Annotated in this window: 12 protein-coding genes and 1 tRNA gene; 8 read left to right on the top strand and 5 right to left on the bottom strand. The window is 71.9% G+C overall.

What is annotated here, in order from left to right; all coding sequences use genetic code 11:
• Nucleotides 1-26: 26 nt before the first annotated feature.
• Nucleotides 27-758 (top strand): ribonuclease PH, encoded by a 732-nt coding sequence (gene rph / locus ACFZAM_RS17980; RefSeq protein WP_355343104.1) that lies wholly within the window; start codon nucleotides 27-29, stop codon nucleotides 756-758.
• Nucleotides 759-913: 155 nt separating this feature from the next.
• Nucleotides 914-1,519, top strand: a complete 606-nt coding sequence (gene rdgB, locus ACFZAM_RS17975; RefSeq protein ID WP_355343107.1) for an RdgB/HAM1 family non-canonical purine NTP pyrophosphatase — start codon at nucleotides 914-916, stop codon at nucleotides 1,517-1,519.
• A 52-nt stretch (nucleotides 1,520-1,571) separates the two neighbouring features.
• Here rdgB and ACFZAM_RS17970 read toward each other — a convergent pair.
• A tRNA-Leu gene (locus ACFZAM_RS17970) sits at nucleotides 1,572-1,658 on the bottom strand.
• A gap of 84 nt (nucleotides 1,659-1,742) precedes the next feature.
• Nucleotides 1,743-2,210, bottom strand: coding sequence for a thioredoxin-dependent thiol peroxidase (bcp, locus tag ACFZAM_RS17965; RefSeq protein WP_355343110.1), 468 nt, complete (start codon nucleotides 2,208-2,210; stop codon nucleotides 1,743-1,745).
• Between the two features lie 111 nt (nucleotides 2,211-2,321).
• Here bcp and ACFZAM_RS17960 point away from each other — a divergent pair, with 111 nt between their 5' ends.
• Nucleotides 2,322-2,654 carry a DUF3618 domain-containing protein gene (locus tag ACFZAM_RS17960; protein WP_355343113.1) on the top strand — a complete coding sequence of 111 codons (333 nt, stop codon included), beginning with the start codon at nucleotides 2,322-2,324 and terminating at the stop codon, nucleotides 2,652-2,654.
• A gap of 61 nt (nucleotides 2,655-2,715) precedes the next feature.
• Nucleotides 2,716-3,018: a co-chaperone GroES gene (locus ACFZAM_RS17955; protein ID WP_188282170.1), complete on the top strand. Its 303-nt coding sequence runs from the start codon at nucleotides 2,716-2,718 to the stop codon at nucleotides 3,016-3,018.
• A 161-nt stretch (nucleotides 3,019-3,179) separates the two neighbouring features.
• Here ACFZAM_RS17955 and ACFZAM_RS17950 read toward each other — a convergent pair whose 3' ends face one another.
• Nucleotides 3,180-5,471 (bottom strand): transglycosylase domain-containing protein, encoded by a 2,292-nt coding sequence (locus tag ACFZAM_RS17950; RefSeq protein WP_391047102.1) that lies wholly within the window; start codon nucleotides 5,469-5,471, stop codon nucleotides 3,180-3,182.
• 328 nt (nucleotides 5,472-5,799) lie between these two features.
• Here ACFZAM_RS17950 and ACFZAM_RS17945 point away from each other — a divergent pair, with 328 nt between their 5' ends.
• The 3 genes from ACFZAM_RS17945 to ACFZAM_RS17935 all read left to right on the top strand — a co-directional run bounded on the left by ACFZAM_RS17945 (nucleotide 5,800) and on the right by ACFZAM_RS17935 (nucleotide 8,654).
• On the top strand, nucleotides 5,800-6,603 hold the full coding sequence (locus ACFZAM_RS17945; protein WP_355343119.1) for an ABC-2 family transporter protein: 804 nt from the start codon (nucleotides 5,800-5,802) through the stop codon (nucleotides 6,601-6,603).
• A 199-nt stretch (nucleotides 6,604-6,802) separates the two neighbouring features.
• Nucleotides 6,803-7,567: an ABC transporter permease gene (locus ACFZAM_RS17940; RefSeq protein ID WP_355343292.1), complete on the top strand. Its 765-nt coding sequence runs from the start codon at nucleotides 6,803-6,805 to the stop codon at nucleotides 7,565-7,567.
• 136 nt (nucleotides 7,568-7,703) lie between these two features.
• Nucleotides 7,704-8,654 carry an ATP-binding cassette domain-containing protein gene (locus ACFZAM_RS17935; RefSeq protein ID WP_391047098.1) on the top strand — a complete coding sequence of 317 codons (951 nt, stop codon included), beginning with the start codon at nucleotides 7,704-7,706 and terminating at the stop codon, nucleotides 8,652-8,654.
• Nucleotides 8,655-8,736: 82 nt separating this feature from the next.
• Here ACFZAM_RS17935 and ACFZAM_RS17930 read toward each other — a convergent pair whose 3' ends face one another.
• Both ACFZAM_RS17930 and ACFZAM_RS17925 read right to left on the bottom strand, forming a co-directional pair.
• Nucleotides 8,737-9,879, bottom strand: a complete 1,143-nt coding sequence (locus ACFZAM_RS17930) for a N(5)-(carboxyethyl)ornithine synthase (RefSeq protein ID WP_355343125.1) — start codon at nucleotides 9,877-9,879, stop codon at nucleotides 8,737-8,739.
• A 213-nt stretch (nucleotides 9,880-10,092) separates the two neighbouring features.
• Nucleotides 10,093-11,226 carry an aminotransferase class V-fold PLP-dependent enzyme gene (locus tag ACFZAM_RS17925; RefSeq protein ID WP_391047094.1) on the bottom strand — a complete coding sequence of 378 codons (1,134 nt, stop codon included), beginning with the start codon at nucleotides 11,224-11,226 and terminating at the stop codon, nucleotides 10,093-10,095.
• Nucleotides 11,227-11,582: 356 nt separating this feature from the next.
• On the opposite strand from ACFZAM_RS17925, the gene ACFZAM_RS17920 reads away from it, so the two are divergent.
• Nucleotides 11,583-13,154, top strand: coding sequence for a DUF445 family protein (locus tag ACFZAM_RS17920; RefSeq protein ID WP_391047201.1), 1,572 nt, complete (start codon nucleotides 11,583-11,585; stop codon nucleotides 13,152-13,154).
• Nucleotides 13,155-13,183 lie beyond the last annotated feature (29 nt).

Below are 13,183 nucleotides of genomic sequence, written 5' to 3'. Positions count from 1 at the left end.
GGCCTCACCCGGATAGGCTCACGCGCATGTCACGATTCGACGGCCGCACCCCTGACCAGCTCCGCCCCGTCACCATCGAGCGCGCGTGGAGCAAGCACGCCGAGGGCTCCGTCCTCGTCTCCTTCGGCGACACCCGCGTGCTCTGCACCGCCAGCGCCACCCAAGGCGTACCCCGCTGGCGCAAAGGCAGCGGCGAAGGCTGGGTCACCGCCGAATACTCCATGCTCCCGCGCGCCACCAACACCCGCGGCGACCGCGAATCCGTCCGCGGCAAGATCGGCGGCCGCACCCACGAGATCTCCCGCCTGATCGGCCGCTCCCTGCGCGCCGTCATCGACTACAAAGCCCTCGGCGAGAACACCGTCGTCCTCGACTGCGACGTCCTCCAGGCCGACGGCGGCACCCGCACCGCCGCCATCACCGGCGCCTACGTCGCCCTCGCCGACGCCGTCACCTGGATGCAGACCAACCGCCTCATCCGCGCCAAGGCCCAGCCCCTCACCGGCACCGTCGCCGCCGTCAGCGTCGGCATCGTCGACGGCGTCCCCCTCCTCGACCTCGCCTACGAAGAGGACGTCAAGGCCGAAACCGACATGAACGTCGTCTGCACCGGCGACGGCCGCTTCGTCGAGGTCCAGGGCACCGCCGAAGGCCAGCCCTTCGACCGCGCCGAACTCGACGCCCTCCTCGCCCTCGCCGTCAACGGCTGCGCCGACCTCACCGCCGCCCAGCAAGCCGCCCTGGCGGCCACCGCCTGAACCCCGCTCGACGCCACCCTCCCGGCGGCTGCCGCGTGTTGACAGCCACGCGCGCCGCGCCCGCCGGGAGGCGCGGCCACGGGGGAGGGGGCGCGTGAACCGTCGTCACACGACCGCCTCAACGGCCACGGCATCCGGCCGGAGATAATTCCCCCATGACCCGCCGCCTCGTACTCGCCACCCGCAACGCACACAAGGTCACCGAACTCCACGCGATCCTCGCCGACAGCGGCCTGGACGTGGACCTCGTCGGGGCCGACGCCTACCCCGAGATCCCCGACGTCAGGGAGACCGGCGTCACCTTCGCCGAGAACGCCCTGCTCAAGGCGAGGGCGCTGGCGGCCGGTACCGGGCTGCCGGCCGTCGCCGACGACTCAGGGCTCTGCGTCGACGTACTCGGCGGCGCCCCCGGCATCTTCTCCGCCCGCTGGGCGGGCAAGCACGGCGACGACGCGGCCAACCTCGACCTGCTCCTCGCCCAGCTCGGCGACATCGACACCCCCCACCGCGCCGCCCACTTCACCTGCGCCGCCGCCCTCGCCCTCCCCGACGGCACCACCCGCGTCGTCGAAGGCCGCCTCCGCGGCACCCTGCGCACCGCCCCCGCCGGCACCAACGGCTTCGGCTACGACCCCATCCTCCAGCCCGACGGCTCCACCCTCACCTGCGCCGAACTCACCCCCGCGGAGAAGAACGCCATCAGCCACCGCGGCCAAGCCTTCCGCGCCCTGACCCCCCTGGTCGCGGAGCTCCTGGCCTGACCCCGCGCATGACAATGGCCTGCGATTCGACCTTTGAATCGCAGGCCATACATGGTGCGGCCGGTGGGATTCGAACCCACACGGGATTTCTCCCACTGGGATCTAAACCCAGCTCGGCTGCCTGTTACGACACGGCCGCGTGCAACCTCACCATGATATCGACCCGGTGTGGTCTGCGGTACGTGGTCGCGCCCGCCCCCGCGTCCGTGGATACGTGGTCACGTCAGACGGCGAGGTCCTTGAGGAGTTTGGCGACGTGGCCGGTGGCCTTGACGTTGTAGAAGGCGTGGGCGACTTTGCCGGATTCGTCGACGACGACGGTGGAGCGGATGACGCCGGTGACGGTCTTGCCGTAGAGCTTCTTCTCGCCGAAGGCGCCGTAGGAGGTGAGGACGGCCTTGTCGGGGTCCGCCACCAGGGTGACCTTGAGGGATTCCTTCTCGCGGAATTTGGCGAGCTTTTCCGGCTTGTCGGGGGAGACGCCGATGACGTCGTACCCGGCGGAGGCGAGGACGTCGAGATTGTCGGTGAAGTCGCACGCCTGCTTGGTGCAGCCGGGGGTGAGGGCGGCCGGGTAGAAGTAGACGATGACCTTGCGGCCGCGGTGGTCGGCGAGGGACACGGGCTTGCCGTCGGCGTCCGGAAGGGTGAAGTCGGGGGCGGTGTCGCCGGGGGCCAGGCGCTCGGACATGAGGGAAACTCCTTGGGCAATGGGGCGCATTCGGGGGTGCCGACGGGGCGCGGGCCGCGTCGTACTGACAGACTGTCCGAACGCTACCGAATCAGGCGATGGAGGAACGCGGTGTCGGAAGGGTCGGAAGTCAGGACGGCCGCCCAGATCGAGGCGGAGATCACCCGCAGGCGGCAGGATCTGGCGTCGACGCTGGACGAGATCGCGGTACGGGTGCACCCGGTGACGATTGTCCGGGACACCAAGGCCAAGGCCGTTTCCGCGGTGGACCGCAGTGTCGGGCAGGCGTTCGTGGCGGCGAACCGCGCGGTCGGCAGGACGCGTGCGCACTTCGTCGACGAGAAGGGCGCGCCCCGCCCCGAGCGGGTCATTCCGGCGGCGGTCGCCGGGGTGGCGCTGGTCGCCGCGGTGGCCGGTCTCACGGTGTGGCGGCGCCGCCGGTAACGTCGTGGCCGTGAGTTCGAAGAGTTCGAAGAGCGAGCAGCACGACAAGCTGCCCATCCGCATGCTGCACGACCGCGTTCTGGTGCGCCAGGACAGCGGTGAGGGTGAACGCCGCAGTGGCGGCGGGATTCTGATTCCGGCGACCGCGGCCGTCGGCAAGCGCCTGGCGTGGGCCGAGGTCGTGGCCGTCGGGCAGAATGTGCGGACCGTCGAGGTCGGCGACCGGGTGCTGTACGACCCGGAGGACCGGGCCGAGGTCGAGGTGCGCGGGGTCGCGTACGTCCTGATGCGGGAGCGCGATCTGCACGCGGTCGCCGCCGAGCGGCTCCAGGGCTCGGAGGATTCCACCGGGCTGTATCTCTGAGCCCGGTGGATGACGGACGCTCTGAGGCCGGTGCATGACGGACTCCCTGAGACCGGTGGATGACGGGAATCCCTGAGGCCGGTGGTTCCCCGGAGCCGGGCCGCTGAGGCCCCTGCCCGCGGCCCGGCCCCGCCCATGCCGGGCCCCCGCGCCCGGCCTCCTCACCCGCCCGGTGAACTGTTCCCGTCCGGCCCCGCCGTACCGCTCCCGTCACCGCCCCCGCCGCCACTGCTCCCGCCGCCCGGACTCGTCCCGCCCGTCACCCCGCCGATCGGGTTGAACGTGTCGGACGGGGTCGGCTCGGTGGTCGGGGGCTGCGTCGTGGGCGGTTCCGTGGTCGGCGGCTGCGTGGTGGGCGGCACGGTGGTCGTCGGGGGAGGGGTGGTCGGCGGCTCGGACGTGGGCGGCGTCGACGTCGGGGTGTCGGTCGGGCTCGCGGTGGTCGCCGGCGGCTGCGTGGGCAGGCCGCTCTGCACGTCCAGCGAGAAGCTCTGCTTGGGCACGCCCTTGAGCGCCGCCGCCGTGTAGTCGGCCCACACCGAGCCGGGCGGCCCGCCGCCGTTGATCCGCGGCAGATTCATCGCGCCGTACAGCTTCTCCTGTTTGCCGTTGTCCGGGTTCATGCCCAACACGGCGACCACGGTGGCGAGTTTGGGCGTGTAGCCGGCGAACCAGGCGGCGATGTCGTCGTCCGCCGTGCCGGTCTTGGCGGCCGACGGCCAGCCGGAGTCCTGGGCGACGGTCGCGGTCGCGCCGGGGCTGTCGACGACGCTGCGCAGGATGGACGTCGTGGTGTCGGCGGCCTGGCGGGGCACGGACTGGACGGCGTCGCGCTTGGGCAGGCTCACGTCGTTGCCGTCCTTGGTGATCTTCAGGACGAGCGAGTACGGGATCTCCTTGCCGTGGTTGGCGAGCGTGGCGTACATCTGCGCCATGTCCAGCGGGCTGGCCCCGAAGGCGCCGAGCGCCATCGCGGGTGTCTCGGGGATCTTGACGTCGTCCGGCATGCCCAGGTCGTGCGCGGTGTCGATCACCTTGCGGGTGCCGACGTCCTGCGCCATCTGCGCGAAGACGGCGTTGACGGACTTGTCCATGGCGCGGGTGACGGTGATGTCGGGGTAGGACCCCTGGTCCTCGTTCTCCGGCTTGTAGCCGGTGGGCCCGTCCGGGCCGATCACCTCGCGCTTGTTGGTGCCGTCGTAGACCGTCTTGGGAGTGATCGGCTCCTTGTCCTGCGTCGAGGACTCGTGCTGGACGGCGGAGGCGAAGATCACCGGCTTGAAGGTCGAGCCGGGCGGATACGTGGCGTTGGTGGCGCTGCTGACGTACTGCTTGGTGTAGTCGATGCCGCCGTAGAGGGCGACGACGTTGCCGGTGGCCGGGTCGATGGACGCGCCGCCCGCGCGGACGTACTTGTCGACGGTCCTGTGGCCGAGCCGGTCGTAGATGTTCCTCTGGGCGGCGGCGACGAAGGCGTCTTCCTTGGGCTTCTGGATCGTGGTGACGATGCGGTAGCCGCCCAGGCGCAGGGTGTCGGCGTCGACGATGTGGTTGTCGGAGAGATAGCGGTTGACGGCTTCGATGATGTAGCCGCGCTGTCCCGCCTTGCTGGCGACGGGCTTGGGCTTGTCGATGCCGGGGAAGACCGTCGCGTTGCGCTCGGACTGGCTGAGCCAGCCCTCCTTGACCATGCCGTCCAGTACGTAGTTCCAACGGCCTTTCGCCGCCGGGGCGTTCTCCGGGTGGGCGACCAGATCGTATTCACTGGGCGCGTTCAACAGCGTTGCCAGATAGGCGCCTTGAGCGGTCGTCAATTCGCTGGCGTTGACGCCGAAGTACGCCTGGGAGGCGGCCTGGATGCCGTACGCGTTGCGCCCGTAGTAGCTGGTGTTGAGATAGCCCTCGAGGATCTGGTCCTTGGTCTCGTTGCGGTCCAGCTTGATGGCGATGAAGAATTCCTTGACCTTGCGGACCGCGGTCTGCGACTGGTTCAGGTAGTAGTTCTTCACGTACTGCTGGGTGATGGTGGAGCCGGATTGCCTGCCCTTGCCGGTGGCGGTGTTCCAGGCGGCGCGGAGCATGGCCTTGGGGCTGACGGCGGACTCGTGGTAGAAATTCCGGTCCTCCGCGGAGAGCACGGCGTGCTGCGCGGTCTTGGCGACGCCGCTGAGGGTGACGTTCTCACGGTTGATCGCGCCGTCGCGGGCGATCTCCGTCGTGCCGTCGGCGTACACGTACACATTGCTCTGCGCGGTGGCGGCGGCGTTCGGGTCGGGGATGGAGACCAGCGCGTAGCCGAGGAAGAAGCCGCCGATGAGGACGATCAGGACGGCGAGTACGCCGCCGGTGACCATGCGCCAGGTCGGCAGCAGCCGGCGCAGGCCGGTACGGCGCGGCCGTCCCCTGCGGTCGGTGAGCGTCGGGCGCGGTCCCCAGCCCTGCCCGCCGGTCATGCCCGCTCGCCCGTCGTCGGTTTCGGCTCGTGGCTCATATCTGTTGGGACTCCTCCGCCGCTGCCGGGGTTGGTCCGCGGCGGAACATGATGGACCAATCGTTACGTACGCTTACGTAGGCCGCCGCCAAACACTGTCGCACCATTAGCCCGCCGGGGTTCAACGCCGCGCATCCGTGACAGGGCTGTGACAGGCCGGACGGCGCACGCGTGTCACCCGTTGGGGTGGGTCGCCGGGGTGCGGAACGCCGCGGAGAAAACCGGTGGTGGGTGGGGTTCGCCGCGTACTAGGCTCGCCGACTTGCGTCTTTTTCGGGGGTGAGTGAGTGATGGGCGGCTTCTACGGGGCCGTGGTGGTGCGCGGTTTCCGGCGTTACGCCACCTACCGGACGGCGACCGCGGCGGGTGTCTTCACCAATACGGTCTTCGGTTTCATTGTCGCCTACAGCTATGTGGCGCTGTGGGGTCAGCGCCCGCACCTCGGCGGTTACACCGAGGCGCAGGCGCTGACGTATGTCTGGATCGGGCAGGCGCTGCTCCAGACGATGGCGTTGATGGGCGGCGGCTTCGAGGACGAGCTGATGGAGCGGATCAGGTCGGGTGACATCGCGGTGGACCTGTACCGCCCGGCCGACCTCCAGGGGTGGTGGCTGGCGGCGGATCTGGGCCGGGCCTCTTTCCAGCTGATGGGGCGCGGCGTGATGCCGATGGTGTGCGGGGCGCTGGCGTTCGATCTGGCGCTGCCGACGCGGCCGGTGACCTGGCTGCTGTTCCTGGTGTCGGTGGCGCTGGGGGTGGTGGTGAGCTTCGCGGTGCGGTTCCTGGTGGCGCTGAGCGCTTTCTGGCTGCTGGACGGGGCGGGCGTCAGCCAGGTCGCCTTCCTGGCCGGGCTGTTCTTCTCCGGGATGCTGCTGCCGCTGACCGTCTTCCCGGGCTGGCTCGGCACGCTCGCGCGGTCGATGCCGTGGGCGGCGATGCTCCAGGTGCCCGCCGATGTGCTGCTGGAGCGGCACCGGGGGACGGACGCGCTGCTCGCGCTGGCCTTCCAGGCGGGCTGGGCGGCGGCGCTGCTGCTGACCGGCCGCGCGTTGCAGGCCGTCGCGGCGCGCAGGGTGGTGGTGCAGGGTGGCTGAGGAATCCACGGTCCGCGACGGCGCCGGGCGCGCCGAGGACGGCCGGAGCCTCGGGGGCTCCCGTGGCTTCGACGGCTCCCGGGGCGTCGGGGGCTTCGGCTCCGTCGAATCGGTCGGGGCCTTCGCCCCGTACGACACCGCAGGCGGCGCGTGGTTCACCGTCCGTGAGACGTGGCGGACCTACCGGCTGATCGTCGGCATGTGGGTGCGATCCACGATGGCGTACCGGACGTCCTTCGTCCTCACCGCGTTCGGCAACTTCGCCGCCACCGGCCTGGACTTCGTGACGATCCTGCTGATGTTCTCGCACATCACCGTGCTCGGCGGCTTCACCCTCGCCGAGGTGGCGTTCCTGTACGGCACCACGAGCACGTCCTTCGGCGTCGCCGATCTGGTGCTGGGCTCCATGGACCGGCTCGGCCGCCGGATCAGGGACGGCACGCTCGACACGCTGCTGCTGCGCCCGGTGCCGGTGCTCGCGCAGGTCGCCGCCGACCGGTTCGCGCTGCGCAGGCTGGGCCGGATCACCCAGGGTCTGATCGTGCTCGGCTGGGCGGTCGCGCACGCGGACATCGACTGGTCGCCGGTCACCGTCCTGCTGCTGCCCGTGACGGTGCTGTCGGGCGCGGTCATCTTCTGCGCGGTGTACGTGGCGGGCGGCGCCTTCCAGTTCTGGGCGGGCGACGCCTCCGAGGTGCAGAATTCGGTGACCTACGGCGGCAACACGATGCTCCAGTACCCGCCGGGCATCTTCGCCCGCGACCTCGTGCGCGGCGTCACCTTCGTGGTGCCGCTCGCCTTCGTCAACTGGCTGCCCGCCCTGCGCATCCTCGGCGAACCCGACCCGCTCGGCCTGCCCGGCTGGGTCGACTTCGCCTCCCCGCTGGTCGCCGCCCTCTGCTGCGGCCTGGCCGGGCTCGCCTGGCGCGCGGCCCTTCGTACGTACCGCAGCACAGGGAGTTGAGACGGCCGTGATCGAGCAACGCACAGGAGCAACCGGAGGAACGGGAGCAACCGGAGGAACGGGAGCCGCGGGAACGGGAGCCACCGGAGCAGGCGCCACAGGTGCCGGGGGCGGGCCGGGACCCGGCACAGACACCGTGATCGCGCTGGACGGCGTCGAGAAGGTCTTCGACGTACGCCGTAAAGCGGGCGCGCTGCGCAGGGTGCGCAGCCAGGTGCGGGCGGTGGACGGGATCTCCTTCACTGTGCCGCGCGGCGAGATCGTCGGCTACATCGGGCCCAACGGCGCGGGGAAGTCCACGACGATCAAGATGCTCACCGGCATCCTCAACCCCAGCAGCGGCCGGATCAGGATCTGCGGCCTGGACCCGACGCGCGACCGTACCCGGCTGGCCCGCAGGATCGGTGTCGTCTTCGGCCAGCGCACCACGCTCTGGTGGGACCTGCCGCTGCGCGACTCGTACCAACTGGTCCGCCGCATGTACCGGATCGACGACGCCCGTTACACCCGCAATCTCGCGGCCTGCGTCGAACTCCTCGACCTGGGGCCGCTGTTGGACGTGCCCGTGCGCCAACTCTCGCTGGGGCAGCGGATGCGCGGCGACATCGCGGCGGCGCTGCTGCACGATCCCGAGGTGCTGTACCTGGACGAGCCGACGATCGGGCTCGATGTGATCAGCAAGTCCAAGGTGCGCGACTTCCTGCGCACGGTGAACGCCGAACGCGGCACGACGGTGCTGCTCACCACGCACGACCTCACCGACATCGAGCAGTTGTGCCGCCGGGTGATGGTGATCGACCACGGCCGCCTGATGTACGACGGGGACCTCGGCGGGCTGCACGCGGTCGGGGAGAGCGAGCGGACCCTGGTGGCGGACTTCGCCCGCGAGCTGCCCCCGGTCCAGGTCGAGGGCGCCCGCTGCGTCAAGGTCGAGGGCCCCCGCCAGTGGCTGGCCTTCCCCGCGCAGGCCAGCGCCGCCCCGCTGGTCGCCGCGGTCGCCGCCGACTACCCGCTGGTGGACCTGTCGGTCCGCGAACCGGCCATCGAGGACGTCATCGCCCGGATGTACGGCGCGGACCGCACCTGACGGGCGCACCTGAACGGACCGCCCCCGACCGGCCGGGGCGCGGACGACCGCGAGGCCGTACGCGCCCCGGCCGGCGATACGGCTACGGCCGTGCCGGGACGTGGTCGTGCGGATACTCCTCGGCGCGGTGCTGGAAGGCCAGCACCTTGGGGTTCTGCACGGTCCCGCCGCGGATCTCGATCGCCCGCCGCAGGGTGTCGTCCGCGTCCCAGCCCGCCGGGCCCTCCAGGACGCGCCGCAGATACGGCAGCAGCGCCTCGCTGATCTCCCAGGTGGCCGAGTTCCACAGGTACGACGGGCTGTGGTCGACGCCGTAGTACTGGACGTGGTCGCCGACGGTGAACATCGGGTCGGTGAAGGTGGTGGGCCTGGCCCACGCGAAGCCCATGCCCTCGTCGCAGGACACGTCGATGATCAGCGTGCCGGGCGCGAGGCTGGGCAGGTCGTCCTCTATCAGGAACATCAGCGGCGCGTCGGTGTCCTGGAGCACGCAGTTGACGATGATGTCGTGCCCGGCGAGGAATTCGGCCAGCGGCTGCGGGCCGTCCTCGGTCAGGACGACGCTGCGCCGCGGGTCGAGGGTGTCGTCGGCCTCGTCGTGGTCGAAGTGCACGATCCGCGCGGAGTGGATGGGCGAGCTGACGGCCGTCACACCGCGGGCGGTGAGCACGTCCACATCGTGCACGCCCAGCGCGCTGAGCGCGGTGACCGCGCCGCGGGCGGTCGCGCCGAAGCCGATCACGACCGCGCGCTGCCGCCGCCCGTAGTCACCGGTGACCCCGGTGAGCTGCATGGCGTGCAGCACCGAGGAGTATCCGGCCAGCTCGTTGTTCTTGTGGAAGACGTGCAGGTTGAACGAGCCGTTGCGGTGCCAGTGGTTCATCGCCTCGAAGGCGATCAGGGTCAGCCGCCGGTCGATCGCGGCCTGGGTGACCTTCTCGTCCTGCACGCAGTGCGGCCAGCCCCACAGGACCTGGCCCTCGCGCAGTTCCGCCAGGTCCTCGTGGAGCGGCTTGGCCAGCAGGACGACATCGCACTCGGCGATCAGCTCCTCGCGCCGCCGGAAACCGGCGACGAGCGGCGCGAGCTGTTCGTCCGGCACACCGAAGTGCTCGCCGTAACCGGTCTGGAGATAGATGCTGCCGAGCAGGTCGGCGTCGATGCGTTCGAAGTGGGCCGGATGGATGGGCAGACGGTGCTCGTTCTCCTTGCGCGTCTGCGCCATGATTCCGAGCGTGAGGTGCGGCTGCTGCGGGTTCTGCCTGTGCTGCTTGAGCTGCTGCAAAATGCCCCTTTGGTTACTCCCTGTGTAGCACACGGGGAGTGGGCGCGACGCCCTCCGCGTCAGGGGCGGCACGGGGGACGCGGGGGACGCGGGGGACGTCGGGGGGACAGCCGCTGTGGGCGGCACGCGTGCGCGGGGCCGCCCGCCGCCGGATCAGCGCAGCGACGTCAGGGCCGCGCGGACGCGGTCGACGGCCGCGAGCCGGGTGGAGGCGTGCGCGGACAGCCGTACCGAGTCCGTACGGACCGACGGCGTGACCCCGTGCGCGTGCAGGGCCTTCGCCACGTGCCGCGGGTCGGTGCCGGGCAGCCGGAAGGAGACGATCCCGGCCCGCTCGGCCGGATCGGTGGGGGACAGGACATCGCCGCCGCAGGACCGGACGGCGTCGATGAACTGGCCGACCCGCGCGCGGATGTGCGCCTCGACGGCCGGTACGCCGACGCCCTCCACCAGCTCCAGCGCCGTGGCCAGCGCGGCGGCCGTGACCGGGCTCAGATTGGTGGTGCTCCAGCGCTGGGCGCCGGGCGCGGGCGGGTGCTCGACGTCGTCGAAGACGCCCGCGTCCTCGACGCCGGTCCAGCCGCCGAGCGTCGGCTCCAGACGGTCGAGCGCGAGGTCGGAGAGGATTCCGAAGCCGGTCGCCCAGCTCGCCCGCAGCCACTTCTGGCCGCCCGCGACCACCACGTCCGCCGCCGCCCACGGCAGATCCGCCACCCCGAAGCCCTGGATGGCGTCCACCACCAGCAGCCGGTCCGGGCCGATCACCTCGCGCAGCGCCGCCAGATCCGCCCGGTAGCCGGTCCGGAAGTCCACGGCGCTGACCGACACGGCCACGACGTCGTCGGTCAGCGCCGCCCGTACGGCGTCGGCGGTGATCCGCCCCCGCGCGTCCGGCTCCAGCACGCGCGGTACGGCGCGGCCCAGCTCCGCGCTGCGCCGCCACGGATAGTGGTTGGCGGGGAACTCGCCCGCGGGCACCAGCACCGTGCCCGCCGGGAGGCCGAAGGCCGCGTGGAACAGGCCGGTCGAGGTGTTCGGCAGCAGCACCGTGTGCGCCGCGTCGGTGCCCGCCAGCCGGGCGGCGGCCTCCCGCGCCCTGGGCTCGGCGCGCATCAGGTCGTTCACCGTGTCCTGGTCGGCGTGGGCCGACCTCTCCAGCGCCTCGGCCGTCGCGGCCAGCACGTCCCGCGAGGGCGGACCGTAACGGGCGAAGTCGAGATAGCCCTCCGGCTCCTCGAAGTGCTCGGCGTAACCGGGCAGCCCTCCGGTGGCGTGCGGCGCTGTCATCGCGGTGTGCTCCCTGTCGCTGTCTGTCGCTCGTACGTGGCGGTGCCGTGCGGGGGTATGCGTGCGTCGTGGGCCGTTCCCGGTGCCGGGAGGCACCGGGAACCCGCCGTTCGTTCCCCCATTGTCGGCGCGGGGGGAAAGCGCCGGCACGACGGGTACGGGCGCGCGGACGAGGAGGCGCACGGGAGCGGGAAGCGGGAGCGGGTAGGGGGCAGGCGTACGTGGGCGCGTACGGGCTGGCGTACCGGAGCGCGTACGGGCTGGCGTACGTGCGCGCGTACGACAAGGATCACCGGGCCGTGACGGCCGCGGGCGGCGACAATACCCGGGTGGACACGCGGGCGGAGCGGGAGCGGATGGAAACGGCGAGCACGAGCGGCGGGACCGGTACGGGCGGGGCGGCGGGTGCGGGCAGTGCGGCCCCGGTGGCCCATGGCCCCGCGGCCAACGGCGCACGGCCGGAATCAGGCGGACGGATCGCGCTCGGGCCCGAGGCCGGGGACGCTGCGCCGACGGCCGACGGCTCGGGCCCCGGCGGCGCGTCCCGGAACGGCTCAGGCGGCGGGGGCCACGGCGGCTCCGGGGGTTCCGGCGGCTCGGGCTCCGGCTCCGGGCCCGGTTCCGCCCCGCGCGGGCGGCCCTCACCGCGCGGCGGACTGGCCGACGCGCCCGGCGGCGCCGCGGCCGAGGAGGAGCGCCGCAGGGGCCTGCGCCGGATGAAGCTGATCGCGACCGGCTTCCTGCTGGTCGCGACCGTCGTCTACGCGCTCGCGAAGTGGGCGGACTCGCGGGGCGCGGGCGGCTGGGCCGGTTACGTGGCCGCCGCCGCGGAGGCGGGCATGGTCGGCGCGCTCGCCGACTGGTTCGCGGTCACCGCGCTCTTCCGCCGCCCGCTGGGCCTGCCCATCCCGCACACCGCGATCATCCCGACCAAGAAGGACGCCCTCGGCGCCAGCCTCGGCGACTTCGTCGGCGAGAACTTCCTGTCGGCCGAGGTCGTCCGCACCCGGCTGCGGGCGGTCGGCGTCGGCACCCGGCTCGGCGGCTGGCTGTCGGAGCCCGCCAACGCCGACAAGGTCACCGAGCAGGCCGCCGCCGCGCTGCGCGGCATGTTCACGGTGCTGCGCGACTCCGACGTGCAGGCCGTGGTCAGCGAGGCGATCACCCGGCGCGCGGAGGCCCAGGAGGTCGCGCCGGGGCTCGGCAAGATGCTGGAGCGGATCGTCGCCGACGGCGGCCACCGCCGCATGGTCGATCTGGTCTGCGTCCGCGCCCACGACTGGCTGGTCGAGCACGGCGACTCGGTCATGGACGCGGTGCAGGGCGGCGCCCCCGGCTGGACCCCGCGCTTCGTGGACCGCAAGGTCGGCGAGCGGGTCTACAAGGAGCTGCTGCGCTTCGTCACCGAGATGCGCGATTCCCCCGGCCACCCGGCGCGCGGCGCCGTCGACCGCTTCCTCGGCGACTTCGCCGTCGAGCTCCAGTCCGACCCGGACACCCGCGCCCGCGTCGAGCGGCTGAAGAGGGACCTGCTGGCGCGCGGCGAGGTGCAGGACCTCATCGCGTCCGTGTGGGGCGCGGTGCGCACGATGATGGTCGCCGCCGCCGAGGACGAGCGCAGCGAGCTGCGGATGCGCGCCCGCGCCTCCCTGCTGTCGCTCGGCCGCAAGCTGGCCACCGACCCGCGGCTCCAGGAGAAGGTCGACGTCTGGCTGGAGGACGCCGCCACGTATCTCGTGACCACCTACCGCGACGAGATCACCTCGCTGATCTCCGAGACCGTCGCGGGCTGGGACGCCGACCAGACGTCCCGCAAGATCGAGAACCACGTCGGCCGCGACCTCCAGTTCATCCGGATCAACGGCACCGTCGTCGGCGCCCTCGCGGGCCTGGCCATCTTCGCCATCTCCCGCCTCGCGGGGGGCTGACGGGCGGCGCCGTACCGCCGTATCGTTGC

This window comes from Streptomyces sp. NPDC008079, from assembly GCF_042957385.1.
GTDB lineage: Bacteria > Actinomycetota > Actinomycetes > Streptomycetales > Streptomycetaceae > Actinacidiphila.
This window is presented reverse-complemented; position numbering and strand designations above follow the sequence as displayed.

What these genes read in the sequence shown, in the direction of transcription:
- rdgB (WP_355343107.1), top strand. Translation starts at nt 914, where the DNA reads ATGACCCGCCGCCTCGTACTCGCCACCCGCAACGCACACAAGGTCACC.
- rph (WP_355343104.1), top strand. Translation starts at nt 27, where the DNA reads ATGTCACGATTCGACGGCCGCACCCCTGACCAGCTCCGCCCCGTCACC.
- ACFZAM_RS17955 (WP_188282170.1), top strand. Translation starts at nt 2,716, where the DNA reads ATGCTGCACGACCGCGTTCTGGTGCGCCAGGACAGCGGTGAGGGTGAA.
- ACFZAM_RS17925 (WP_391047094.1), bottom strand. Translation starts at nt 11,226, where the DNA reads ATGACAGCGCCGCACGCCACCGGAGGGCTGCCCGGTTACGCCGAGCAC.
- ACFZAM_RS17920 (WP_391047201.1), top strand. Translation starts at nt 11,583, where the DNA reads ATGGAAACGGCGAGCACGAGCGGCGGGACCGGTACGGGCGGGGCGGCG.
- ACFZAM_RS17930 (WP_355343125.1), bottom strand. Translation starts at nt 9,879, where the DNA reads ATGGCGCAGACGCGCAAGGAGAACGAGCACCGTCTGCCCATCCATCCG.
- bcp (WP_355343110.1), bottom strand. Translation starts at nt 2,210, where the DNA reads ATGTCCGAGCGCCTGGCCCCCGGCGACACCGCCCCCGACTTCACCCTT.
- ACFZAM_RS17945 (WP_355343119.1), top strand. Translation starts at nt 5,800, where the DNA reads ATGGGCGGCTTCTACGGGGCCGTGGTGGTGCGCGGTTTCCGGCGTTAC.
- ACFZAM_RS17940 (WP_355343292.1), top strand. Translation starts at nt 6,803, where the DNA reads ATGTGGGTGCGATCCACGATGGCGTACCGGACGTCCTTCGTCCTCACC.
- ACFZAM_RS17950 (WP_391047102.1), bottom strand. Translation starts at nt 5,471, where the DNA reads ATGACCGGCGGGCAGGGCTGGGGACCGCGCCCGACGCTCACCGACCGC.